A 24,420-nucleotide genomic window follows, 5' to 3' on the forward strand; every position below is an offset into this window, starting at 1 on the left:
GGGTGGTCTCACGGCTGCTGGCGCTGGTCAAACTTCCGGTTTTACATGCTTCAACGCGCCCCTAGTTTAATGTTGTTTAGGGGCAATGATACTCAAAATTTGGGATTTCATGACACCGGGCCATCTATTCCGCTTGCTGCTCGGCCTCCTGAGGCACTTTGATCAGGATCACCGAGACATTGTCCTGGCCGCCGGACTTATTCGCTGCATTGACAAGCATGGTGCATGCCATCTTCAGGTCGCCCTGGGCGTCGTCGATGATATTGCTGATGTCGCTGGCGCCAATGCGGTCCGACAAGCCATCGGAGCACAGCAAATACAGATCCCCTGCGCGCAACTGGTGCTGATGGATTTCCACGACCAACTGGTAATCGATGCCGACCGCGCGCGTGACGATGTTGCGGTTGAGGGCGAATTGCGCGTCTTCGGCACGAATCAGGCCGGCGTCGATCTGTTCCTGCAGCAGCGAGTGATCGCGCGTCAGTTGCTCCAGCAAACCGTCGCGGATGCGATAGGCGCGCGAATCGCCGACATGGGCAATACTGACGTGGTTTTCCGGTTGGAACCAGGCCACCACCAGCGTGGTACCCATGCCGCGGTATTCGGGCTCGCGGCGTGCTGCATTGATGATGGTGCTGTTGGCTTGCCGCACCGCTTGCATCAACCACTGGCGCACCGGCAGTTCGGCTTCGGGCTTTTGCAGGCGACGGTATTCCTGCAGCTGGCTTTCGATTTCTTCCTGGATGGCGACGGTGGCGATGCTGCTGGCGACTTCACCGGCGTTGTAGCCGCCCATGCCGTCGGCCAGGATGGCCAGTTGCAAGGCAGCGTCGACCACGACGGTGTCTTCGTTTTGTACTCGCACCATACCAATATCCGTTTTGGCGGCAAACTCAAGCGGCATATGTCGAGACATGAAGATGGTAGCTAAAAGAATTCTGACCAGGCGGTTGCCTGAGTTCAAGTATTTTCGTTGGTTCTGGCAAGGACGGCAAGACAAATTGCGCGCCGATACAAATGCCCTTGTCGATGATGCTACACCCACCGGCTGAAGTACGTGCAAACCAGCAGCGGAAGTAAGTACAAACCAGCGACGCATCAAAACAAAAAGGGAGCCGAAGCTCCCTTTTTGTTTGTTACGCGTGATGCAGTTGATACAGCAATCTCGCAGGGTGGGCACACCGTGCCCACGTCTGCACTCCAGATATTGCGGTAACGCGTGGGCACCATGTGCCCACCTTACATCAACCAACGATTACAGCAAAGCCTTCAACAGGCGAGCCATTTCCGATGGGTTCTTGGTTACGGTGATGCCACACGCTTCCATGATGTCCAGCTTGGCTTGTGCAGTGTCAGCACCGCCCGAGATCAACGCGCCGGCATGGCCCATGCGTTTGCCCGGAGGAGCGGTAACACCAGCGATGAAGCTGACCACTGGCTTCTTCATGTTGTCCTTGATCCAGTAAGCAGCATTGGCTTCGTCCGGACCGCCGATTTCGCCGATCATGATGACTGCATCGGTTTCTGGATCGTCGTTGAACATCTTCATGATGTCGATGTGCTTCAAGCCATTGATCGGATCGCCGCCGATACCGACTGCCGACGATTGGCCCAGGCCCAGTGCGGTCAATTGACCGACTGCTTCATAAGTCAGGGTACCGGAACGCGAAACCACGCCGATACGGCCCTTCTTGTGGATGTGACCTGGCATGATGCCGATCTTGATTTCGTCTGGCGTGATCAGGCCTGGGCAGTTAGGTCCGAGCAGCAGGGTCTTGCTGCCGGCCTTTGCCATGCGGTCTTTCAGTGCCAGCATGTCGCGCACTGGAATGCCTTCGGTGATGCAGATGGCCAGGTCGAGTTCAGCTTCGACGGCTTCCCAGATTGCTGCTGCTGCGCCTGCTGGCGGAACATAGATAACCGATACGTTGGCGCCAGTGGCGGCTTTGGCTTCGGAAACGTTAGCGAAAATCGGGATGCCTTCGAAATCTTCGCCGGCTTTCTTTGGGTTCACGCCAGCGACAAACGCGTTCTTGCCGTTTGCGTAATCGCGGCAAGCGCGGGTATGGAATTGGCCGGTCTTGCCGGTAATGCCTTGGGTGACGACTTTAGTGTCTTTGTTGATCAGGATCGACATATCTGTTCCTAGTTATTTACTTATTTACCGTTGGCCGCAGCAACAACCTTCTGCGCCGCTTCTTCCATGCTGTCCGCCGAGATGATCGGCAGGCCGGAGTCGGCCAGCATTTTCTTGCCGATTTCTTCGTTGGTGCCCTTCATGCGGACGACCAGCGGTACTTGCAGCGAAACGGCTTTGGATGCAGTGATAACGCCTTCGGCGATCACGTCGCAGCGCATGATGCCGCCGAAGATGTTGACCAGGATGGCTTTCAGGCCTGGGTTCTTCAACATGATCTTGAACGCTTCAGTGACTTTCTCAGCTGTAGCGCCGCCGCCGACGTCGAGGAAGTTGGCTGGTTCGCCGCCGAACAGCTTGATGGTGTCCATGGTAGCCATGGCCAGACCGGCGCCATTCACCAGGCAGCCGATATTGCCGTCGAGCGAGATGTAAGCCAGGTCGAACTTGGAAGCTTCGATTTCGGCTGGATCTTCTTCGTCCAGATCGCGGTAAGCGACGATTTCTGGGTGACGGAACAAGGCGTTGGCGTCGAAGTTGAACTTGGCGTCCAGTGCGATGACTTTACCGGAACCGGTAACGATCAGCGGGTTGATTTCAGCCAGCGACGAATCGGTATCCCAGTACGCTTTGTACAGGCCTTGCAATTGCTTGCGTGCGTCAGCGATCGAACCGGCTGGTACGCCGATCTTGGTCGAGATGCTGTCTGCTTCGGCGTCGGTCAGGCCGGTAGCCGGATCGATCACGACTTGATGGATCTTTTCTGGGTGGCTGGCTGCGACTTCTTCGATGTCCATGCCGCCTTCGCTCGATGCCATCAGCACCACGCGTTGGGTAACGCGGTCGGTAACCATACTGACATACAGTTCTTGCTTGATGTCAGCGCCTTCTTCGATCAGCAGGCGGCGTACTTTTTGGCCTTCTGGGCCAGTTTGATGCGTCACCAGTTGCATGCCGAGGATCTGGTTGGCGTATTCACGCACTTGTTCCAGCGACTTGGCAACTTTCACGCCGCCGCCCTTGCCGCGACCACCAGCGTGGATCTGGGCTTTGACAACCCAAACCGAACCGCCGAGGGTTTCAGCTGCCTTGACCGCATCATCGACGCTCAGGCACGGGATGCCACGCGGTGTTGTCACTCCGAACTGACGGAGAATTTCTTTACCCTGATACTCATGGATCTTCATACGAGCTTCCCTTCTGACACTTAATTAAATGAAATTACTTGGTTGGATAAATTAGATTGGGAGTCAACTGCTGATGGAGGGCTGATTGCCCACTTCGGATAATATTTGGCGACAACTGCGCCTTCACTACGTAAAGCATGACAACGATCGAGCTGGGGCGGCTTTTTCTGCTCTGCCAGCGGATCTGAAACATTCGGTCGATTTACTTCGCCACCAAAGGCCTGCAATGCCGCGGTCGGCAATATCTGCGCCAGTTCGGTCAGATGGGTGCAACCGAGCGCGCCGCCAATGCGCTCCTTGAGCGCATGACGAAAACCCTTGACCAGGCTTAAGCCGATCAACCTTTTATAATCAGGACCAATCGTGTTGCAATAACCAGGATATGGCACCGCTTCGGAATTTGCCTCGACATCAACGACAACAAACTCGCGATCCAGCGTCAACCTCAACCACAGACTATGCAATGGCGCGCCCGCCGGCAAGTTTCCGGATGGCAATGGCAGATCGAATGGTTTGGTATCGGTAACATGCGCGTCGATATCCCACAAGCCATCATCGCGTACAAAAGCTTCGACGTGAATCGCGCGGGTGTGCTTCAGCGCTCGGCGGGGGATAGAGGGTGTCAGAGACATATCGGTGGACTAATTTGCGTATCGTTACCACAGTTTCTATGGCAACTGCCGCTCCTGCGGTTTGCAAAAACCCCAAAAGTGTAGCACAGCTTGTGGCCCGCCGCTATTTTGATACGCCATTGCCTCTGGCTGTGTTGCGTTTGCCGGCGTTTCAGGTCGGGGAGGTATTTATACAAGCCTGACCTGCGTTTCGAGGTCTGCCCTCAGACTATCGTCTTGACCTGAATTAGCGCCTTGAATAAGATGCGCTCGCATCAGAGTGAAACAGTATAAAACAGTGCGATACACTTCCGAATGGAAATACATTTCCAAACTCAGTATTCTTCGCTGATACACAGAATTCAATTACCAGACATTTCCGAGGATGCGAGATGCGCAACAAAGTGACGTCGATCACTAATTTATTTGCAGACACATCGATTCATGATGCAGGACTCCTTGATATTCCCTTCATATTTGACCTTATAGTAAGAGGCAGTATGGACGGTTCGTTTACAGACGCATTTATATCATCGAGCGGTTATTTCACGATTCTTTCTTCATTATTTCTGTCACATCGCTTTTTTTTGAAATTGAAGTCAATATGCTCGAGAAATGATGAACGGTTTTATCATATGAGAAAGGAACTCTTGATTTTTTCCGACCACGGTGAGCCGATAGGTTTTTTGCAAGTTATAAATTATCAAGATAAAAATAATAATTTTTACAAGCTAATTGATTTATGCGCCATCAAGTACGGGCTTCGCGGACAGGGCTACGGCAAGTGCATGATTAGTAAGTTCCTAGAGATGCAGCCTCCTGACACTGAAATCCGGGCGTACTGCAATAAATATGCAAAAGGCATGCAGCATATTTTCAAGAAAATGCATTTTCGCAGGACCTCCGTTGGACGAGGACTTAATCTGTTCACACTTGGCAAATCCGATGCAAAAACATTGTTGCCATTGCCAAACACAATCACTAAGCCGCACCAATTCGCTAATCGACTGCATCGCGAACACCTCTAATTGCTGCCTGTATCGCCCGGTGCGAAAACCCGCGTTGCAGCAGGAAACGCATTTGCTTGGCGCGCTCGGCGGCATCGGCCGGTGGCTGGTTGAATTTCTTGCGCCAGACTTCGCGCGCGCGGGCGACTTCGCCGCTGGCCAGGTCGGCTTTGATATCTACCAATGACTCGGCGTCGATACCATGGCTTTGCAGTTCGGAGAGGATGCGGCTGTTGCCGTAGCGATGGGCGCGGCGGTGGATCAGGGATTCTGAAAAGCGCGATTGGGACAGGAGTTTTGCGGCTTCCAGCGTGTCGAGCAGGGCTTCGATGTCGTCGCCTTCCTGCGCGTAACGCGACAATTTTCGCGCCAGTTCCAGGCGGCTGTGTTCACGCGCCGACAGATAGCGCAGCGCCCTGCCCTTCAGGCTGATTTGCAGTTTGGCCATCTCCGCTTTCCCGGTAATGCTTATTAAATGGTGCTGATTGATTGTTACTTGTTACTTAACAGGTCGCGTTTATTACATAGCGCCTGCTGTGTTCTATCGTGCGCCGCAAACAACAACGCCCTTCAAAAACCCGTTGTGCGGAATTTTATGAAAGGCGTTCTTGATTGACCAGCCTGTTTCTTACTTAACTGCTTAAGCGAGAAGCGAGGCCAGTCAGGATATTAAACCGGCTCTTCCGACTTTGCTGCTGCAGCAGCTGCGGCCTTGTTGGCCTTGGCTGCGGCTTTTTCAGCCTTGTCGCCGCCGTCCGACTTGATCGCGCCGAGTTCTGGCACGCCCAGGGAAGCGCGCACCTTGTTCTCGATTTCACGCGCCAGTTCTGGCCGTTCTTTCAAGTAGGTACGGGCGTTGTCCTTGCCCTGGCCGATGCGTTCGCCGTTGTAGCTGTACCAGGCGCCCGACTTTTCAACGATCTTGGCATCGGAACCGAGATCGAGGATTTCACCTTCGCGCGATGTGCCTTCGCCATACAGGATGTCGAAATGCGCTTCCTTGAATGGCGGCGCGATCTTGTTCTTGACGACCTTGACCTTGGTTTCGTTGCCGATGACTTCGTCGCCGGATTTGATCGAGCCGGTACGGCGGATATCCAGGCGCACCGAAGCGTAGAACTTCAGGGCGTTACCACCGGTGGTGGTTTCCGGATTGCCGAACATGACGCCGATCTTCATGCGGATCTGGTTGATGAAGATCACCAGCGTGTTGGTGCGGTTGATGCTGCCGGTCAGCTTGCGCAGCGCTTGCGACATCAGACGCGCTTGCAGGCCTGGCAGGGAATCACCCATGTCGCCTTCGATTTCGGCGCGTGGCGTCAAGGCTGCAACCGAGTCGACCACGATCAGGTCAACGCCGCCCGAGCGCACCAGCGCATCGGTGATTTCCAGCGCTTGTTCGCCGGTATCCGGTTGCGAGATCAGCAGTTCGGACAGGTTGATGCCCAATTTCTGTGCGTAACCGACGTCCAGTGCGTGTTCCGCATCGATAAACGCGCAGGTGCCGCCGAGCTTTTGCATTTCGGCGATGGTCTGCAGCGTCAGCGTGGTTTTACCGGACGATTCAGGACCGTAGATTTCGACTACCCGGCCACGCGGCAAGCCGCCGACGCCCAGGGCGATATCCAGGCCGAGCGAGCCGGTCGAGACCACTTGCACTTCTTCGACCACGGCGCCGTCTTCCATGCGCATGACCGAACCTTTGCCGAATTGTTTCTCGATTTGCGCCAAGGCCGCGGCAAGGGCCTTGCTTTTATCCGGATTGGGTGCGGATTTTTTATCGTCCATAGCTATTCTTTCGGCAAAAATGGTGAGGAATCTGGAACCTGTGCTTTAGCTTCAGGTAGCACTGTATAAAAAAACAGTGATTTATGCAAGCACTGTCGCATTTTTCTACAAATATGGACGTATTGTATGTGCAGAAATCATGGACTGGCATGCGCTCGCTTGAAAATCCGATCAAGAAATCACGCTTTAGGGCGGCACTTAACGCCATGCCGCCAAATTGCATTGGCGCAGTTCATGCTTAATACGCATATCGTTATCCGGATTTGTAAAAAGCATGCCGGGCCGGCAAGAGAGTGCAATAATTGTCGCGCACATCCTCTGCGGCAGCGAACGACCGTCTGCTGGCTCGCAGTGGGGTCATGCACCAAATTCGAAAGTACGGGCAAGCGGGTTGCCCACTAATAAAAGGGAGAAGGTATGCGTATTACTTATTGGCTGAAACCGTTAGCCGCATCGGCGCTGTTGTTGGGCTTGCTGGGCAACGCCCTGGCGGCTTCGGCGCCGGCAGTCGAGGCGAAGAATGGCATGGTGGTGACTTCGCAGCATCTGGCCTCGCAAGTCGGCGTCGACATCCTGAAGATGGGCGGCAATGCGATTGATGCCGCGGTTGCGGTCGGTTATGCGCAGGCGGTGGTCAATCCGTGCTGCGGCAATATCGGCGGTGGCGGCTTCATGACCATCCACCTGGCCGACGGCCGCGATACCTTCATCAATTTCCGTGAAACCGCGCCTGCTGCAGCCAGCGCCAATATGTACCTGGACGCCAACGGCAAGGCGATCACCAACGCCAGCCTGTTCGGCTACCTGGCGGCCGGCGTGCCGGGCACCGTACTCGGACTCGACACCGCGCAACGCAAATACGGCAAATTGACGCGCGCCCAGGTGATGCAGCCGGCGATCAAGCTGGCGCGCGACGGTTACATCCTGAACCGCGGCGACACCGACATCCTCGACACCACCATCGCCCAGTTCAAGAAAGACCCGGAAGCCGCGCGCCTGTTCCTGCGTCGCGACGGTACGCCATTGCAACCTGGCGATCGCCTGGTGCAAAAGGATCTGGCCAAGACGCTGGAAGCCATCTCGCGCAACGGCCCTGACGCTTTCTATAAAGGCGCCATCCCGGCAGCCGTGGAACGCGCCTCCAAGGCTGGCGGCGGCATCATTACCGCAGCCGACTTTGCCGGTTACAAGATCAGCGAAAGCGCACCGCTGTCGTGCAACTACCGCGGCTATGTATTCGTTTCCGCACCGCCGCCAAGCTCCGGCGGCGCCACCATGTGCCAGATCCTCAACATCCTTGAGGGCTACGACATGAAGGCGTTGGGCTTCCACTCGGCGTCGGCAGTGCACTACATGACCGAAGCGATGCGTCACTCGTACATGGATCGCAACACCTTCCTGGGCGACCCGGCATTCGTCAAGAATCCGCTGGATCGCTTGCTGAGCAAGGAATACGCTGCCTCGATCCGCGAAAAGATCAGCGCCGACAAGGCCACGCCATCAGTCGAGGTGCAGCCTGGCATGGCGCCGCATGAGAAACCGGAAACCACCCACTACTCGATCGTCGACAAGGATGGCAACGCGGTTTCCACCACCTACACCATCAACGGCCGCTTCGGCGCCGTGGTGATTGCGCCGGGCACCGGCTTCTTCCTGAACGATGAAATGGATGACTTCACCGTCAAGGCCGGCGTACAGAACCTGTTCGGCCTGGTGCAAGGCGCGACCAATTCGATCGCTCCTGGCAAGCGTCCGCTGTCGTCGATGGCGCCGACCCTGGTGACCAAGGATGGCAAGACTTACATGGTGCTGGGTTCGCCGGGCGGTTCGCGCATCATCACCATCACGCTGGAAACTGCGTTGAACGTGATCGATTACGGCATGGCGCCGCAGGAAGCGGTCGATGCGCCGCGCATCCATCACCAATGGCTGCCCGACGAGGTCTACTACGAAACCCGCGGCCTGTCGCCAGATACCCTGAAGATCCTCGAAGGCATGGGCTACAAGATGAAGGAACAAACCCCTTGGGGCGCGGCTGAGCTGATCATGATCGGCTTGCCGGGCGCTGCGGGTGTGACATCCGCCAGCTCCGGCAATGATTCCGGCGTATCGGGCATCGTGCGTCCTGGCTTCTATTACGGCGCCAACGATACACGTCGTCCTGCAGGCGCTGCGATCGGGTATTGATGCGTTAGTCGGTTACGCGTGGGTACAATGCGCCCAGCGCCTACTTCGTTCATTGTAGGGTGGGCAAGTTTTTCTGCCCACCATAAGGACAGCTGCTTCGGCGGCTGTTTTTTTTCGTCCCGCCCAAAGCCAATTGCTCTGTTCATGAGTAAAACGCATGGTTCTAATAGTATTTATCGTTTTATCCGGGGCGAAATCAAATTTACACTGCGCTTATCCTTCCTCGATAAAGAGCGCGCATGTCCACCACCAACCTGCAATTCATGCTGGCGTCCCTGCTGGGCGCCGAGCATGCCAGCCAATTATCCGACCTGCTGCAAATCCCTGAGAGCACATTGCGGCCGCGTTCCGACAAGGTTTCCCGCATCGAGATCGCGCAGGCGCTGAACATGTTGCTGTTCGAGAAACTGCTGAAAGCCGTCCCGCAAGGCAATGACTACGTGCAGGATTCGGTCCGCGCCGGCAACAAGATCCGCTTCGACCACGGCGCCTTGCGCACCGTGCTTGGCATCAGCACCGGCACGCTGCCGGCCGGCGAAGCAGCGTTCACACGCATCCTGCGGCCGCTTGGCTACCACGTCAACGGCGTCTACCCGCTGCAACGGATCAGCATGACCGGCCGCGCCTACGCGCATGAGGACGATCCTGAAGAAATCGCGCAGTTCTTCCTGAGCGAACTGCATCCGCATCAGTTTTCCCACACATTCCAGGCGACCGTCAACAAGGTCTTGTCGACCTCGCAAGATCCGATCGACTCACACTCGGCGCGTCTGCTGCAGCAACTCGCTGCCGACAAAGCCCTGCCGCTCACCGATGCGCTGGCGCTGCTGCCGGTACTGGTGCGCTGCTTCGATCGCCAGCATGCATTGCCCAGCGTCGCCGAATACCGGATCTTGCTGGCGGAGTCGGCCGAAATGGCCTGGATTTCGACTGAAGGCAATGCGTTCAACCACGCCACCGATCGCGTCGCCCATGTCGAGCAGGTGGCCGATGCGCAGCGTGCGCTGGGACGCAGCATCAAGGACAAGATCGAAGTCTCACGCAACGGCCGCGTACGGCAAACCGCGTTCCGCGCCAACACGGTATCGCGGCCGATGCTTGACGATAACGGTCAACTGGTCGACATGCAGGTACCGGGATCGTTCTACGAATTCATTTCGCGCGACCGCTATCTGGATGAAACCAGCCAAACCTACAAGCTGGACCTGACCTTCGACAGCGGCAACGCGCAGGGAATTTTCAAGATGACCGCTTCGGCAGAGCAGCCATCCAACCCGGCGAATGCCTGACATGACCGATATCATCACGCTGCAGCAACGCATCGCCGACCTGCTCGGCCCGCAAGGTTGCCTGCTGCAGCCGGAGCAACGACAACCGTATGAAAAAGGCGCGCGCTACGGCGACGGCAAGAGCCTGTGCATCGCCCGTCCGGCCAATGTCGATGAAGCAGCGGAACTGATGCGCCTGTGCGCGCGCGACAAGATCCGGATCGTGCCGCAAGGAGCGAATACCGGCCTGGTTGGCGCCGCATCGCCGGATCGTTCCGGGCTGGACGTGGTGCTCAGCATGGAGCGCATCAAGGGCGTGATCGATATCGACCCGGTCGACCGCGTGGTACAGGCGTATGCCGGCACTCGCTTGTCTGAGCTGAATCAGGCGCTGGAAAAGCACGACCTGTATTTCCCCATCGACCTCGGCGCCGATCCCTCGCTGGGCGGCATGTTGGCAGCCAATACCGGCGGTGCAAGGCTGATCCGCTATGGTGATGTCCGCCACAACACCCTGGGGCTGGAAGCGCTGCTGATCGATCCACCCGGCGAACGGCTGGATCTCACGAATCGCCTCAGAAAAAACAATACCGGCCCCGACTGGAAACAATGCTTCATCGGCACCGGCGGCGCTTACGGCGTCATCACCCAGGTGGTGTTGCAAGTCCATCCGCGGCCGCAGCAAAGCGCCACCGCGCTGGTGGCGCCTGCCTCAATGGAAGCAGCGGCGCAGCTGCTGCGCGACGCCGAACGCAATTTCGCCGATTTTCTCAGCGCCTTCGAAGGCATCTCGCAAAATGCCTTGCAATCCGTATTGCGGCACGTGCCCGGCATCGCCGCGCCATTCGAGCCGCTACCACCTTACGCCTTCCTGATCGAACTCAGCTCGGCGCGGCCGCGCAGCGCCGATTTCGACCTGGAAAAGCTCTTCGGCGCATGGCTGGAAAGCTGTTTCGGCGATCTCATCCTGGATGCCGTGATCGACAAACCCGAGGTGCTGTGGCGCATTCGCCATGCCATCAGCGACAGCGTGCGCCAGGAAGGCAAAGTAGTGGCTTTCGATATTTCCGTGCCGCGTTCCCGGCTCGGCCAGTTCCGCCAGGAAGCCGTGGCGCTGCTGGAACACAGCTACGCCGGCATCAAGCTCTTCGATTTCGGCCACTGGGGCGATGGCGGCCTGCACTTCAACCTGGCGATTCCCGAACAGCTCATCGCCGATTTTCCACCGCTGCGCGTCAACGCCCTGCGCCAGGAAATCTACGACCTTGCGGTGCTGAAATATAAAGGCAGCTTCAGCGCCGAGCATGGCGTCGGTCCGTTCAACCAGCAATTCTACGAGCGTTATACGACACCCGAACAGCTGGCCCTGGCGACCAGAATGCAAAACGTGTTCGACCCTGAGCGGCTGCTGGGGGTGACCAGCTATGGCGCCAAGCAATAACGCGGCTGTCGGATGTCGATTCTGATTGGTATTTATGCAAACTAAAGGTGAAGCTGAAAAGCCGCGCGTTTGGTATAGTGCCTGCTCGATAGCAAGCACGGCAGCACATACCTACTCGGCACCACGAAAAATGCGCAGATTCATCCCTTCCACCTCGTGTCTGATCGCCTTCGACACGGCGGCCCGTCACCTGTCGTTTACCAAGGCCGCCAACGAGTTGCACATGACGCAAGGCGCGGTCAGCCGGCAGGCGGCGATCCTGGAGGACTATCTCGGGGTAAAGCTGTTCGAGCGCATCAACCGCCGCCTGATCCTGACCGAGGCGGGGGTCGAATACGCCAGCCAGGTCGCCACCATCCTCAAGCAGATCGAAATGGCCACCTTCCAGGTCATGGCGCACAAGAATTCCGGCGGCGTGCTCAACCTGGCAACCTTGCCGACCTTCGGCGTCAAATGGCTGATTCCGCGCCTGGCCAAATTCAATGCCGCTTATCCCGATGTAATCCTCAATCTCAGCACTGAGGTGCTGCCGTTCGATTTCAACAGCCGGCCGGTCGATGCCGCGATCCATTTCGGCGAGCCGAACTGGCCTGGCGCGGTCATGGTGCGGCTGATGGGTGAGGAAGTGCTGCCGGTCTGCAGCCAGGAACTGGGGCGGCAGATCAAGCGCATCGAAGATCTGACCGAGATGACGTTATTGCAACACACAACCCGCCCGCAAGCCTGGCAGGACTGGTTCAGCCAGGTCGGCGTGGCCTGTCCCGACGCCCTCTCCGGCCCGCGCTTCGAACAGCTGTCGATGGTGATCCAGGCTGCCGCTGCCGGCCTCGGTGTGGCGCTGATGCCGAAATTCCTGGTCGAAACCGAGATCGCTCTCGGCCAGTTGCATGTGCCGTTCCCTTTCGCGGTCAAGAGTCCGCAATCCTATTACCTGACTTATCCTGAGAAAAACGCCAGCAAGGCGGCGGTGCTCAAATTCCAGGAATGGATCCTGGGTGAGCTGCCGGAAGCCTGAGCGGCCATTCCGGTGCGATGAACTGCGGCGACGCTGCATGATCAAAGGTAATGATGTCCTGATATTTTTTGACTTTAAGAAACCACGACTTATTCCTTATACTCGATGCCATCACCGATAGCCGTTCGCCCACAAGGCGGCACGCAGATCGGCATCCGAACCCCGCAAAGGACATCATGACGCAAATCTCCACCATCTTCGCTGAACTCGGTTTCGATTTCTCCGCACATGCCGGCAACGATCTCCATTCGCGTTCGCCGCGTGACGGCGCTGCGATTGCATCGCTGCGCGCCCATACCGTGGCGGAAACCGAAGCCGCCATCAAGAATGCCCAGCAAGCCTACGAAAAATGGCGCGTGGTGCCGGCGCCGGTACGCGGCGAACTGGTGCGCATCCTGGGTGAAGTGCTGCGCGAAAACCGCGAGCCGCTGGGCAAGCTGGTGACGCTGGAATCCGGCAAGATCCTGTCCGAAGGTATCGGTGAAGTGCAGGAAATGATCGACATCTGCGATTTCGCAGTCGGCCTGTCGCGCCAGCTGTACGGCCTGACCATCGCTTCCGAACGTCCGGGTCATCGGATGATGGAAACCTGGCATCCGCTGGGCGTGTGCGGCGTCATCACCGCGTTCAACTTCCCGGTCGCTGTGTGGGCGTGGAATGCCGCGCTGGCGCTGGTGTGCGGCAACGCGGTGATCTGGAAGCCGTCGGAAAAAACCCCGGTGGTTGCGCTGGCCGTGCATGCCTTGTATGAAAAGGCCGTGGCGCGCTTCTCGCAACAGCGTCCTGACCTGCTGCCGGCAAACCTGTGCCAGGTCGTGCTCGGCCGCGCCGAGATCGGCGCCACCTTGTCGGCATCGCCACTGGTGCCGCTGATCAGCGCTACCGGCAGCGTGCGCATGGGCCGCAAGGTCGCCACCACCGTCGCCGAACGCCTGGGCCGCAGCCTGCTGGAACTGGGCGGCAACAACGGCATGATCGTCACGCCGACCGCCGATTTGAGCCTGGCTTTGCGCGCGATTACTTTTTCCGCTGTCGGCACCGCCGGCCAACGCTGCACCAGCTTGCGCCGTTTGTTTGTCCACAGCAGCATTTATGACGATGTGGTGAGCCGCATCGAACGCATCTACGCCAGCGTCAAGGTCGGCGATCCGCTGGATGCCGGCACCCTGGTTGGTCCGCTGGTTGACCAGCAATCGTTCGAAGCGATGCAGACCGCATTGCAACAGGCCAAGGCCGAAGGTGGCGTGGTCACGGGCGGTGAGCGGGTCGCGGTAGGCGATGGCGAAAATGCGTATTACGTACGTCCTGCCTTGGTGCGCATGCCACAGCAAAGCGACATCGTGCATCACGAAACCTTCGCGCCGATCCTGTATGTGCTGCGTTACGAAAACTTCGACGACGCGGTGCGCATGAACAATGCAGTGCCACAGGGCTTGTCGTCGGCGATTTTCACCAACGATGTACGCGAAGCGGAAGCCTTCATGTCCGCCAGCGGCAGCGATTGCGGCCTGGCCAACGTCAACATCGGCACCAGCGGCGCCGAAATCGGCGGCGCGTTTGGCGGTGAAAAAGAAACCGGCGGCGGCCGTGAATCGGGTTCCGATTCGTGGAAGACTTATATGCGTCGTGCCACCAACACCATCAATTACAGCCGTACCTTGCCGTTGGCGCAAGGCGTGAAGTTTGATATCGACTAAGCTGTACTAGCTGACTAGCTGAAATATAAAAGGCAGGATGAGATTGACATCTCATCCTGCCTTTTTTGTAGGGTGGGCACGCTTTTGTGCCCACGTCGTGCCGGCATATCTTCGCGTCTGCGTGGGCACCAGTGCCCACCCTACTTTCTTTATATCTTCAGCAGTGTCGGTGCGCGTTGTTGCAGGATATCTTCCATCCGTACCTGGATCGCTTGCTTCATTTCAGGATGGGTCAGGATATAGAAGCGCTCCGCTGCAATCGCATCGAATACATCGCTTGCCACCTGGCTTACCGGAATACCGTTCTCGACCGCTTGCAACACGGCCATGCCAACTTTCGCCGCCACCGGATCGATGGCAGAAGCCGTTTGTTTGCCGTCATCGCGATTGCGTTCCGAATGACCTATTCCCGTTTTGACCCAACCGGGGCATAGCACCGAGACCTTGATGCGCGACTGCCTTAGCGTGAGGTCGTGATGCAACCCTTCGGACACTGTCACTACCGCATGCTTGCTGGCGTTATAGCTAGCCAGGCTCGGCTGCGAGGTCAGTCCGGCCATCGAGGCGGTATTGACGATATGCCCTTCCTCGCCGTGCTTGAGCATGGTCGGGATGAAGGCGCGCAATGCGTGGGTGACGCCATAGAAATTGACGCCCATGACCCAATCCCAATCTTTCTGCGTGGTTTCCCAGGCCGGCTTAGCAACAGCGACACCGGCATTGTTGACCAGCAGATGTACATTGCCGAAGTGCGCAAAAGCCTTGGCCGCCAGCGCGTTAACTTGCTCTTCGCTGGCAACATCGGTCGGCACGCCAATCACCTCGATGCCCTGTGCCTTGAACTCCGCCACCGTGGTTTCCAGTTTGGCAGCGTTGATATCGGCCAGCACCAGCTTCATGCCTTCTGCCGCCGCGCGTACCGCGATGCCCTTGCCGATGCCTTCTGCGCCGCCGGTGATGACTGCGATCTTGCCTTGTAAGTTCTTCATTTTATTTTTCTCGTCTGTTCTTAATTCAACAAGTAACCGCCGTCGACATTCATGCAAACACCCGTGGTGTAGCTGGCTGCCGGCGATACCAGATACAGCACGGCGCCCGCCATTTCATCCGGCTGCGCCACGCGGTTCATCGGGATGTGCTGCAAGGCCTGTTTCAGGATCGCCGGGTTGTCGATCAGTGCGGCTGCGAACTTGGTCTCGGTGAAGCCCGGCAGCAAGGCATTGACGCGCACGCCGCTGGCCGCGCATTCCTTGGCGAAAGCCTTGGTCATCGAAATCACCGCTGCCTTGGTAATCGAATAGATGCCCTGGAACACGCCAGGCGTGACGCCATTGACCGAGGCAACATTGACGATCGCACCGCCGCCGTTCTGCGCCATCAATTTGGCGCCGTGAGACGACATGAAGAAATAGCCGCGGATATTCACATCGACGGTTTTCTGGAAAGCCGCGACGTCGGTCTCGACGATCGGCCCGAAATGCGGATTGGCGGCAGCGTTGTTGACCAGGATATCGAGCCGCCCATGCTTGCTGGCGATGGCTTGAAAGATCGCTTCGATCTGCGCCATCTCGCCGATATGGCAAGCCATGGTTTCCGCCGATCCGCCGGCGGCCACAATCTCGGCCACCACTTTCTCGCATGCCTCGACCTTGCGGCTCGATACGATCACGTGCGCGCCTTGCTGCGCCAATATCTTGGCAATCGCTTCGCCGATGCCGCGGCTGGCGCCGGTGACCAGCGCGATCTTGCCCTTCAGGTCAAAAATGGTTGTGCTTGTCATGTTCTCTGTCTCCGTTGAAATGGGTAATTTGGCGGGTAACTTGGCTGGTGATTAGCGATAGCTCACCAGCGTCGCATCGCGCGCGTTTTCGAGATGCGCAAAACTGTTCAGATAACTCAGGCTGACACGCCCGGGGCGATACAGCAATTTGGTGACGCCGGTGTTGACCAGCGACCAGTTCAATTCAAAAATCTGCCGGTCCGGAATCGCCAGCAACTGCTGGCAAATCGCGCTGATCGGGCCGCCCGAAGTGAACACCCAGGCCGACTGACCAGAGCCGATACGTTCCAGCAACCGCGCCAACGCAGCGTTGCAACGCGCCTTGAATTGCGGCCAGGTTTCGCTGTAATCGGCATCGTGTTCACCGCCAACCCAGCGTGCCACGGCTTTGGCAAACACTTGCTGGAATGCGCGCGCCGGATTCTCCTGCTCTGCCAGGTAAGCCGCCAGCACGGCACGGTCGGCAAACTGCGGCATCAGGCGCAGCAGTACCTGTTGGTGATCGAATTCATCGAAGCCGGGATCTTGCAACTGCTGTTGCGCGCTTGTACCGCAGCTCTGCGACAGCGCCGCCAGGCAAGCCGCACTGCTTTGCTGATGACGGCGATGGCTGCCGGTGACCAGCAACGGCATGTCCTGCCCGATCTGCGCCAGCCACTGTCCCAGCAATGTGGACTGGCGCACACCCAGTTCGGACAGCTGATCATAGTCAGCCGCACCGAAGCTGGCCTGGCCGTGGCGCACCAGATAGATGGCACTCATGTATTCAACAGCGTCGACTGCGCGATCAGATTCTTGCAGCGCTGTTCCAGATAATTGGTGACATGGACAAAGAATGAAAACTGCGGATTCTTGGTCTGGCCGTGATGGAAGCGGTAATAGATTTGCTGCACAATCACCGCCAGTCGGAACAGGCCGTAGATTTCATAAAAATCGAAATGATCGGTGCGGTAACCGGTCTTCTCGGCATAGTAGGCCACCACTTCCTTACGCGTCAGCATGCCCGGCAGATGGGTCGGCTGGCGTCGCATCTGCTTGAATTGCGGTTCGTCGTCGGCCTGTACCCAATAGGCCAGCGTGTTGCCAAGGTCCATCAGCGGATCACCGAGCGTCGCCATTTCCCAGTCCAGCACGCCGATAACTTGCAGCGGATCGTCAGGATTCAACACCACGTTATCGAAACGGAAGTCGTTGTGGATCAGGCAGGTGGCAACATCGCCGGCCGGCATCTTGTCGACCAGCCAGCGCATCACCTCTTCGAAATCGACCGCGTTTTCGGTGCGCGCCTTGCGATAGCGCTCGCTCCAGCCCGATATCTGCCGCTGCACATAACCGTCGCCCTTGCCCAGATGCGCCAAGCCGGCGGCCTGGTAATCAACCTGGTGCAGTGCGATCATCTTGTCGATCACGTTCAGACACAGTTGGCGCGTCTCTGCCTCGCTCAGCACTAGTCCGTCGGGCAATTTGTCACGCAGGATGATGCCGCGCAGCCGCTCCATCACATAGAAATCACTGTCCATCACGGCGCGATCCTGACAGGTCGCAAACACGCTTGGCACATAGGGATAGACCGGCTTCAACTCGGTCATGATATTGGCTTCGCGCAGCATGTCATGAGCCGACTTGGCCTTGGCGCCGAATGGCGGGCGGCGCAGGATCAGCTCTCGGTTGGCGTAACTCAGCAAGTAAGTCAGGTTGGAGGCGCCGCCCGGAAACTGGCTCACCGCAGGCACGCCCTCAAGGCTGGCGTCAACGCCTTTCAGGAAAGCATCGATGGCGGCGACATCCAATTCTTCGCCGCTGCGCACAGCACCGGCTTGGTCGATCAAGGTCATGCAGGCTCTCCTTGTGCAGCAAATTTAGTCGCTTGCGCTTTCAGTTCCAGCTTGGCGATCAGCGCGCGGTGTACCTCATCCGGCCCATCCGCCAAACGCAGCACGCGGGCGTAGGCAAACAAGGCTGTCAGCGGTAAATCGTCGCAAACTCCGGCGCCGCCATGAATCTGGATCGCCTGGTCAATCACCAGTTGAGCCACGCTTGGCGCCACCACCTTGATCTGCGAGATTTCGCTCATCGCCGCCTTGGCGCCGACGGTATCCATCATCCATGCCGCTTTCAGGGTCAGCAAGCGCGATTGTTCGATCGCCATGCGCGCATTGGCGATGATGTCGGCATTGCCGCCGAGATCGGCCAGCGGCTTGCCGAAGGCCGTGCGTGTCAATGCGCGCTTGCACATCATTTCCAACGCCACTTCAGCGGCGCCGAGCGCGCGCATGCAGTGGTGGATGCGGCCCGGTCCGAGGCGGCCCTGGGCGATTTCAAAACCGCGTCCCGGACCGGCGATGATATTGGTCAGCGGCACGCGGACATTGGTGAAACTGACTTCGCCATGGCCATACGGTTCATCCAGCGCGCCGAATACCGGCAGCATCCTTTCAATTTTCACGCCGGGCGTTGCCATCGGCACGATCACCATCGAATGGCGCGCATGCTTGGGGCCGTCGGGATAGGTCAGGCCCATGAAAATCACGAACTTGCAGTTCGGATGGCCGATGCCGGTGCTCCACCATTTGCGGCCGTTGAGCAGCACTTCGTCGCCATCGATCAGTGCGGTGGCGCGCATGTTGGTGGCATCGCTGGATGCCACCTCGGGTTCGGTCATGCAGAATGCCGAACGGTATTCGCCGGCCAGCAACGGCTTCAGCCATTGCGCCTGTTGCTCGGGCGAGCCGTACTTGGCCAGCACTTCCATGTTGCCGGTGTCGGGAGCATTACAGTTGAAGACTTCCGGCGCGATGAACGAGCGGCCCATGATTTCAGCCAGCGGTGCGTAATCGGTATTGCTGAGTCCAGCGCCGAACTCCTCGTCCGGCAGGAACAGATTCCACAAGCCGGCTTCCTTGGCTTTAGCCTTCAAGGCCAGCATCACTGGCGGCACATTCCACGGCAGCGGACCGCGTTTCAGCTGGCTGAAATAGTCGGCTTCGGCCGGCAAGACATGCTCGCGCATGAACGTATTGAGCCGCTCGATATAGTTGCGCGCCTTCGGCGAATAGGCAAAATCCATGGCGTCCTCGACTGTTGAATAGTTCTGCCAAGTGTGCCGCAGTCGCTATAATTCATCAAATGAATGATTTATATAGACAATAATTAATCTCATGCATATCAGCCGCATTGATCTCAACCTGTTCGTGGTGCTCGACACCATCTACGCCGAGGGCAACATCACGCGCGCGGCGAAGGCGCTCAACCTGACCCAGCCGGCGGTCAGCCACGCGCTGGCGCGGCTGCGCGACTTGCTGGGCGATCCGTTATTCATTCGACAAGGCAGCAACATGTTGCCGACGCCGATGACGCGTTCGTTGATCGGCCCGGTGCGACAGGCGTTGCAAACCCTGGAAGTCAGCGTCAAACACGGCAACCAGTTCGATCCCGCGACCACACGCCGCAGTTTCAACCTGGGCCTGCCGGGCGTGCTGGAAGCGCGCTTGCTGCCGCCGCTGATGCAACTGCTGCAGGCGAAGGCGCCGCTGATTGAAATCAATTCAGTGCGGGTGGAAAGACGACAACTGGAATCGGAACTGGCCGCCGGCACGCTGGACATCGCCGTCGATGTGCTGCTGCAGCGCCCCGGTGAAATCCGCAGCACGCCACTATCCCGCGATGCGTTGGTGGTGGTGGCGCGCCAGGATCATCCTGCATTGAAAAAAGGACTGGACCTGGAAACCTACCTGTCCCAAAACCACATCCTGGTCTCCTCGCGCCGCACCGGCCCCGGTGTCGAAGACGTAGAACTAGCCCGCATCGGCCGCCAACGCCACATCGGCCTGCGCTGCCAGCACTACTTCGCAGCCTGTCAGGTAGTCAGCAATTCCGACCTGCTCACCACCATGCCCGAACACTACGCCCAGATCGCCAACATCAATCTGCCGAACCGGATTTACCCGCTACCGCTGCCGACACCGCCATTGGATGTCTACCTGTACTGGCACGAAAACGCCGAACTGGATCCGGCGAATCGGTGGTTGCGTGGGGTGTTGGGGGAGCTGTTTCCGGAGCAGGGACAACTGGGGAATAATGTGACGGGTTCTGCTGCGCAATAACGGAAGATGCACCTTTTTATTTACTCCGTGGTTCGTTAAATGGGGTCAGAGTAATTTTCGCAAAAAGCCGCGAAAAAAAAACTCCGACCCCATTTAACTGCGCGGAGGTGGTTTTGACGTTGCTGTTGCTGTTGATTTTGAATTTGAATTGGCTTTTGACGTTGCCGTTGCCGTTGTTTTTGACTTTTCGCATGCTGACGTTGCCAAATGAGTCGGGTGACAGTCGGGAATTATGGGACACATGTTTGAGCGAAGCGAGTTTGTGTCCCATCCGACTGGCGCACGGCTCATTTGGGAACCCGCCGAAGGCGGGCAACGGCTGTGCGATCGCCTTTCTTTGCTTACTTTCTTTGGCGAAGCAAAGAAAGTGAGCGGCTGCCGGGCCGCCCCCGGCTAGCTTCCACGGAGTAGCAACCGTTTTAAGTAACGCCAAACGAACAAGGCTGATACACCACCGCACTCACTCCGTGGCCCGTTAAAAGGGGGCAGAGTAATTTTCGCAAAAAGCCGCGAAAAAAAAATCTGACCCCATTTAACTGCTTAGTCGTGGCACACACTTCGTCTCCATGCTCGCGGCATGCAATAACCCGCCCACAATTTATGCCGATACAAAGATTTAGAAGTAGGTCAAACCCAAAGCCGCCTTGACCTCATCGGCGGTTTTTGCTGCCACTTCACGCGCCTTGGCGGTGCCTTCTTTCAGTATCTGCAGGACATGCCCACGATCCTTCGCCAACTCCTCGCGCCGCGCCCGTATCGGCGCCAGCAAGTCCTGCAAGCAAGCCTCCAAACGCGCTTTCACCAAACTATCGCCCAAGCCACCGCGCACATAATGTGCCTTCATCTCCGCCAAACCCGCCTGATCCGGATCGAAGGCATCCAGGTAAAGGAAAGCCACATTGCCTTCGATATGACCAGGATCCTCCACCCGCAGATGCAGGGGATCGGTATATACCTTTTTCACCGCCGCCCGGATCTCATCGGCCGTCGCCCCCAGGTTGATCGTATTACCCAGCGACTTGCTCATCTTCGCCTTGCCGTCGATTCCCGGCAAACGCCCGATCTCCGGTACCAGCGCCTTCGCCTCGACCAGGATATCGCGATTCGCGATGCGGTTGAAACGCCGCACGATTTCATTGGTTTGTTCGATCATCGGAATCTGGTCTTCGCCGACCGGCACGATGGCCGCCTTGAATGCGGTGATATCGGCAGCCTGGCTGGCAGGATAAGTCAGGAAGCCGGCCGGAATGTCGCGCTCGAAACCGCGCAGGCGAATTTCTTCCTTGACCGTTGGATTGCGCTCCAGGCGCGCCACGGTCACCAGGTTCAGGTAATAAAAAGTCAACTCCGCCAACTCAGGAATCTGCGACTGGATCAGGATCGTCGAACGGCTCGGATCGATGCCGACCGCCAGGTAATCGAGCGCTACCTCCACCACATTGCGATGCACCTTGTTGGTGTCGTCCATGTTGTCGGTCAAGGCCTGGGCATCGGCCAGCATGATGAATTGCTGGTAGTCGTTCTGATAAGCCACGCGATTGCGCAAGCTGCCGACGAAATGGCCAAGATGCAAAGGGCCGGTCGGACGATCGCCGGTCAAAATCACGGAAGAACCCGGGGTCGTCGCTGACGAACTCGCTGGCAAACTCATTGAAACTCCTTTAGCAGTATCCTGAAAACCCCATATTGTGCCACCAGAAAACGAAAAAGCCGCCGGCAATCTGTCGCCGGCGGCTTTCAAACAGCAATTAGCTGAGATTTAATTTCAGCTGTTTTGCTCTACTTGCTCGATCCCTGCCAGAATCCAGCCGCCCTGGCCAGTGCTTGGCTTGGACAAGTTCCAGATCTCGGCGAACGGCGCAACGGTGGTTGCATCGTCTTCCTTGATCATGCCGGTAAAACGCACACTGGCCAGGTACTCATTGTCGAGGGTTTCGATTCCGAGCAGTTCGGCATCCAACGTGACGACGTCGGTATGGTTTTCCGAGGCGCCGCGCTCTTGCAGTTGCATGCGCAGTTCGGCAAACATTTCCGGTGTCGTGAACTCACGGATATCGTTGCTGTCGGCCTTGTCCCAGGCTGCCTGCAAACGCAGGAAGTAGGTCTTGGCATGACGCAGGAAACCGGCCGTATCGAAATCCGCAGGCACGCCCCAGGCTGCGGCGCCGATTGCACCGGCACCGGCAGCAGCCGCTGCAGGGGTTGCATCAAATGCGGTGCGTTGCATCGGTTGCTCGATGCGCGAAGCGATTTCCGGCGTGAAGCTGGATGGCGCCGGAGTCGAGAAGGCCGGCTGCATGCCGTTGTTGCCAGTGTTGCCGGCTGCGCCATTACCCATTTTGCGACGCACCAGCTTGTAGATGAACATCGCGGCAAATGCGAACAGCGCAATCATCAATATGTTGCTGATCATGCTGGCCATCGCGCCGCCCAAGCCCAGGCTGGACAACAACGCGCCCAGACCCAAGCCCAGCAATGCCCCGCCCAGCAAGCCTTTCCACATGCTTGGCTTGGCCGCTGCGGCGGCTGCCGGCGCCGCTGCTGCGGCAGCCGGTTTGGCGGCATTCGTTGCCTGGTTTTGCGCCGGCGCAGCCTGGCGGTTCATGCTTTGCGACTTCTTGCCGAACGAGCCGCCACCGCCCATGCGCTTGGCTTCTACGGTTGAGATTCCGGCTGACAACGTCATGACAACGACGATCAGCGCGACAAATAATTTCTTCATACTTTCTCCTGAGATTTGATGCCATGTCGGACATGGCTATACATGCGTACTGCTGATTTTTGAAACTGCACACGCAAGCCAAGGCGCTGACACGTCTCGGGAAAGACGCCGATCAGCGTACTGAAATCAGCACGCCTGACAACGCAATGGATGCATGGATTTGCCGAATGAATGCCGGCAGATGGGAATGCGCCGACCGCCGCAGATCAAATCCGAGGCGGTGAAACGGCGCTTATGCTCTGGGGGGTGGCCCTGCCGGTGGCAGGAACGGTGGTTGGCGCGCCTTGTCGTTGCTCAGCGCGGGCGCCGCAGCGATGGTCGCGGCGGCAAATACAAAGGGGAAAGCCGGTACGGTTTCGTCGCCAAGATCGACATGCATCTCGATATCGTCGACAAGCGTATCCTGCGAACTGCAATCGTCGGCAATGCTGCACTGCGTTGCAGACTCATGCTGCTGGGCACTAAAAGCCAGCGTCGCCACCACTTCCGCTTGAGATGCGGATGTGCCTGCAAAGACTTGCATCGGCAGCAAACAGATCAGCAGGAGTATCAGGAGTCGTTGCATCGAAGCGGCAAACCGCGTCCGTAGAAATCAAAGAGTACCGATTATACCAAACCAGAAGGATTTCAGAGCGGCCTTGCTGCCAAGAATGAAACGCCATAGACTAGTAGATAGGAGTCAGCGGCAGCGCCGGCCCTGTCCACCTACCGTACACGGAAAATTACACACACCATGCGTATTTTGCTTGCTGAAGACGACAGCGTCCTGGCCGACGGATTGACACGTTCGCTGCGTCAGTCCGGCTATGCCACCGATTGCGTCATGAACGGCATGGAGGCCGATTCCGCGCTGTCGACCCAGGATTTCGATTTGCTGATCCTCGACCTCGGCCTGCCAAAGATGAGCGGACTGGAAGTGCTGCGCCGTTTGCGCGCCAGGAATTCGCGCTTGCCGGTCCTGATCCTGACAGCTGCAGATTCCCTTGAGCAACGCGTGAAGGGGCTGGACCTCGGCGCCGATGACTACATGGCCAAGCCGTTTGAACTATCCGAACTGGAAGCCCGCGTGCGGGCGCTGACCCGGCGCGGCGCCGGCGGCGGCCCGACCGTGATCAAGCACGGCCCGCTGAGCTACGACCAGGTCGGGCGGATCGCCTACATCAACGAGCAGATGCTCGACCTGTCGGCGCGAGAACTCGGCTTGCTGGAAGTATTGCTGCAACGCACCGGCCGCCTGGTCTCGAAAGAACAACTGGTCGACCACTTGTGCGAATGGGGCGAGGAAGTCAGCAACAACGCGATCGAAGTGTATGTACATCGCCTGCGCAAGAAAATCGAAGGCGGCGGCGTGCGCATCGCCACCGTGCGCGGCCTCGGCTACTGCCTGGAGAAAATCGTCGAGCCGCAGGTGACCAACGCACTCAGCGCCGGCACCGCCCCGCCGTTCTCGCCACCTGACTCATCCGGCCGCGGCTGA

The 24,420-nt window shown here is 57.9% G+C and carries 22 protein-coding genes and 1 pseudogene; 8 read left to right on the top strand and 15 right to left on the bottom strand.

Annotated elements, in window-relative coordinates; genetic code table 11:
* Positions 1 to 124: 124 nt before the first annotated feature.
* The 4 genes and pseudogenes from ACIPF8_RS15465 to ACIPF8_RS15480 all read right to left on the bottom strand — a co-directional run bounded on the left by ACIPF8_RS15465 (position 125) and on the right by ACIPF8_RS15480 (position 3,956).
* Positions 125 to 868: a Stp1/IreP family PP2C-type Ser/Thr phosphatase gene (locus tag ACIPF8_RS15465; protein ID WP_231879045.1), complete on the bottom strand. Its 744-nt coding sequence runs from the start codon at positions 866 to 868 to the stop codon at positions 125 to 127.
* 387 nt (positions 869 to 1,255) lie between these two features.
* Positions 1,256 to 2,137, bottom strand: coding sequence for a succinate--CoA ligase subunit alpha (gene sucD, locus ACIPF8_RS15470; protein ID WP_061534516.1), 882 nt, complete (start codon positions 2,135 to 2,137; stop codon positions 1,256 to 1,258).
* A 20-nt stretch (positions 2,138 to 2,157) separates the two neighbouring features.
* A pseudogene (gene sucC / locus ACIPF8_RS15475) lies at positions 2,158 to 3,330 on the bottom strand (ADP-forming succinate--CoA ligase subunit beta); the annotation flags it as partial.
* Between the two features lie 14 nt (positions 3,331 to 3,344).
* Entirely contained in the window at positions 3,345 to 3,956 is a 612-nt protein-coding gene (locus tag ACIPF8_RS15480; protein ID WP_400422541.1) for a DUF2889 domain-containing protein, read from the bottom strand.
* A 371-nt stretch (positions 3,957 to 4,327) separates the two neighbouring features.
* Between ACIPF8_RS15480 and ACIPF8_RS15485 the strand changes: the two genes are divergently transcribed.
* On the top strand, positions 4,328 to 4,963 hold the full coding sequence (locus tag ACIPF8_RS15485; protein WP_400422544.1) for a GNAT family N-acetyltransferase: 636 nt from the start codon (positions 4,328 to 4,330) through the stop codon (positions 4,961 to 4,963).
* Here ACIPF8_RS15485 and recX read toward each other — a convergent pair.
* Positions 4,935 to 5,390: a recombination regulator RecX gene (gene recX / locus ACIPF8_RS15490; RefSeq protein WP_400422547.1), complete on the bottom strand. Its 456-nt coding sequence runs from the start codon at positions 5,388 to 5,390 to the stop codon at positions 4,935 to 4,937. The genes ACIPF8_RS15485 and recX overlap by 29 nt on opposite strands.
* Positions 5,391 to 5,611: 221 nt before the next feature.
* Positions 5,612 to 6,730, bottom strand: a complete 1,119-nt coding sequence (gene recA / locus ACIPF8_RS15495; RefSeq protein WP_061534521.1) for a recombinase RecA — start codon at positions 6,728 to 6,730, stop codon at positions 5,612 to 5,614.
* Positions 6,731 to 7,255: 525 nt separating this feature from the next.
* On the opposite strand from recA, the gene ggt reads away from it, so the two are divergent.
* The 5 genes from ggt to ACIPF8_RS15520 all read left to right on the top strand — a co-directional run bounded on the left by ggt (position 7,256) and on the right by ACIPF8_RS15520 (position 14,338).
* Complete coding sequence (gene ggt / locus ACIPF8_RS15500) at positions 7,256 to 8,917, top strand: gamma-glutamyltransferase (protein WP_231879318.1); 1,662 nt, start codon at positions 7,256 to 7,258, stop codon at positions 8,915 to 8,917.
* A 239-nt stretch (positions 8,918 to 9,156) separates the two neighbouring features.
* On the top strand, positions 9,157 to 10,206 hold the full coding sequence (locus tag ACIPF8_RS15505) for a DUF1338 domain-containing protein (RefSeq protein WP_400422551.1): 1,050 nt from the start codon (positions 9,157 to 9,159) through the stop codon (positions 10,204 to 10,206).
* A 1-nt stretch (position 10,207) separates the two neighbouring features.
* Positions 10,208 to 11,626, top strand: a complete 1,419-nt coding sequence (locus tag ACIPF8_RS15510) for an FAD-binding oxidoreductase (protein ID WP_400422554.1) — start codon at positions 10,208 to 10,210, stop codon at positions 11,624 to 11,626.
* Positions 11,627 to 11,756: 130 nt separating this feature from the next.
* Complete coding sequence (gene gcvA, locus ACIPF8_RS15515; RefSeq protein ID WP_061534525.1) at positions 11,757 to 12,641, top strand: transcriptional regulator GcvA; 885 nt, start codon at positions 11,757 to 11,759, stop codon at positions 12,639 to 12,641.
* A gap of 176 nt (positions 12,642 to 12,817) precedes the next feature.
* The gene (locus tag ACIPF8_RS15520) at positions 12,818 to 14,338 is read left to right on the top strand and encodes an aldehyde dehydrogenase family protein (RefSeq protein WP_400422557.1); all 1,521 of its coding nucleotides are present in this window, start codon (positions 12,818 to 12,820) and stop codon (positions 14,336 to 14,338) included.
* A gap of 149 nt (positions 14,339 to 14,487) precedes the next feature.
* On the opposite strand, the gene ACIPF8_RS15525 is transcribed toward ACIPF8_RS15520, so the two are convergent.
* Genes ACIPF8_RS15525 through ACIPF8_RS15545 form a run of 5 tightly spaced genes read right to left on the bottom strand, consistent with a single transcriptional unit; the run spans position 14,488 to position 19,185 of the window.
* Positions 14,488 to 15,327 (bottom strand): SDR family NAD(P)-dependent oxidoreductase, encoded by an 840-nt coding sequence (locus ACIPF8_RS15525; protein ID WP_400422560.1) that lies wholly within the window; start codon positions 15,325 to 15,327, stop codon positions 14,488 to 14,490.
* Between the two features lie 20 nt (positions 15,328 to 15,347).
* Positions 15,348 to 16,118, bottom strand: coding sequence for an SDR family oxidoreductase (locus ACIPF8_RS15530; protein ID WP_400422563.1), 771 nt, complete (start codon positions 16,116 to 16,118; stop codon positions 15,348 to 15,350).
* A gap of 51 nt (positions 16,119 to 16,169) precedes the next feature.
* Entirely contained in the window at positions 16,170 to 16,880 is a 711-nt protein-coding gene (locus ACIPF8_RS15535; protein WP_400422566.1) for a histidine phosphatase family protein, read from the bottom strand.
* The gene (locus ACIPF8_RS15540; RefSeq protein ID WP_400422568.1) at positions 16,877 to 17,953 is read right to left on the bottom strand and encodes a phosphotransferase family protein; all 1,077 of its coding nucleotides are present in this window, start codon (positions 17,951 to 17,953) and stop codon (positions 16,877 to 16,879) included. Before ACIPF8_RS15540 ends, ACIPF8_RS15535 begins: the two co-directional genes overlap by 4 nt.
* Entirely contained in the window at positions 17,950 to 19,185 is a 1,236-nt protein-coding gene (locus tag ACIPF8_RS15545; RefSeq protein WP_400422571.1) for an acyl-CoA dehydrogenase family protein, read from the bottom strand. Before ACIPF8_RS15545 ends, ACIPF8_RS15540 begins: the two co-directional genes overlap by 4 nt.
* 91 nt (positions 19,186 to 19,276) lie before the next feature.
* On the opposite strand from ACIPF8_RS15545, the gene ACIPF8_RS15550 reads away from it, so the two are divergent.
* Positions 19,277 to 20,221, top strand: a complete 945-nt coding sequence (locus tag ACIPF8_RS15550) for a LysR family transcriptional regulator (RefSeq protein ID WP_400422574.1) — start codon at positions 19,277 to 19,279, stop codon at positions 20,219 to 20,221.
* A 16-nt stretch (positions 20,222 to 20,237) separates the two neighbouring features.
* Here ACIPF8_RS15550 and ACIPF8_RS15555 read toward each other — a convergent pair whose 3' ends face one another.
* From ACIPF8_RS15555 to ACIPF8_RS15570, 4 genes are all read right to left on the bottom strand, one after another.
* On the bottom strand, positions 20,238 to 20,654 hold the full coding sequence (locus tag ACIPF8_RS15555) for a hypothetical protein (RefSeq protein WP_400422576.1): 417 nt from the start codon (positions 20,652 to 20,654) through the stop codon (positions 20,238 to 20,240).
* A 183-nt stretch (positions 20,655 to 20,837) separates the two neighbouring features.
* A complete protein-coding gene (gene trpS, locus ACIPF8_RS15560) occupies positions 20,838 to 21,872 on the bottom strand; it encodes a tryptophan--tRNA ligase (protein ID WP_400422579.1) in 1,035 nt (344 codons plus the stop codon).
* Between the two features lie 114 nt (positions 21,873 to 21,986).
* The gene (locus tag ACIPF8_RS15565) at positions 21,987 to 22,943 is read right to left on the bottom strand and encodes a Tim44 domain-containing protein (protein WP_400422581.1); all 957 of its coding nucleotides are present in this window, start codon (positions 22,941 to 22,943) and stop codon (positions 21,987 to 21,989) included.
* A gap of 232 nt (positions 22,944 to 23,175) precedes the next feature.
* Positions 23,176 to 23,508 (bottom strand): hypothetical protein, encoded by a 333-nt coding sequence (locus ACIPF8_RS15570; RefSeq protein ID WP_400422584.1) that lies wholly within the window; start codon positions 23,506 to 23,508, stop codon positions 23,176 to 23,178.
* A 168-nt stretch (positions 23,509 to 23,676) separates the two neighbouring features.
* Between ACIPF8_RS15570 and ACIPF8_RS15575 the strand changes: the two genes are divergently transcribed.
* Positions 23,677 to 24,420, top strand: coding sequence for a response regulator (locus tag ACIPF8_RS15575; protein WP_400422587.1), 744 nt, complete (start codon positions 23,677 to 23,679; stop codon positions 24,418 to 24,420).

Origin of the sequence: Collimonas sp. NPDC087041 (genome assembly GCF_044745265.1) — a bacterium.
Lineage (GTDB): Bacteria > Pseudomonadota > Gammaproteobacteria > Burkholderiales > Burkholderiaceae_D > Collimonas.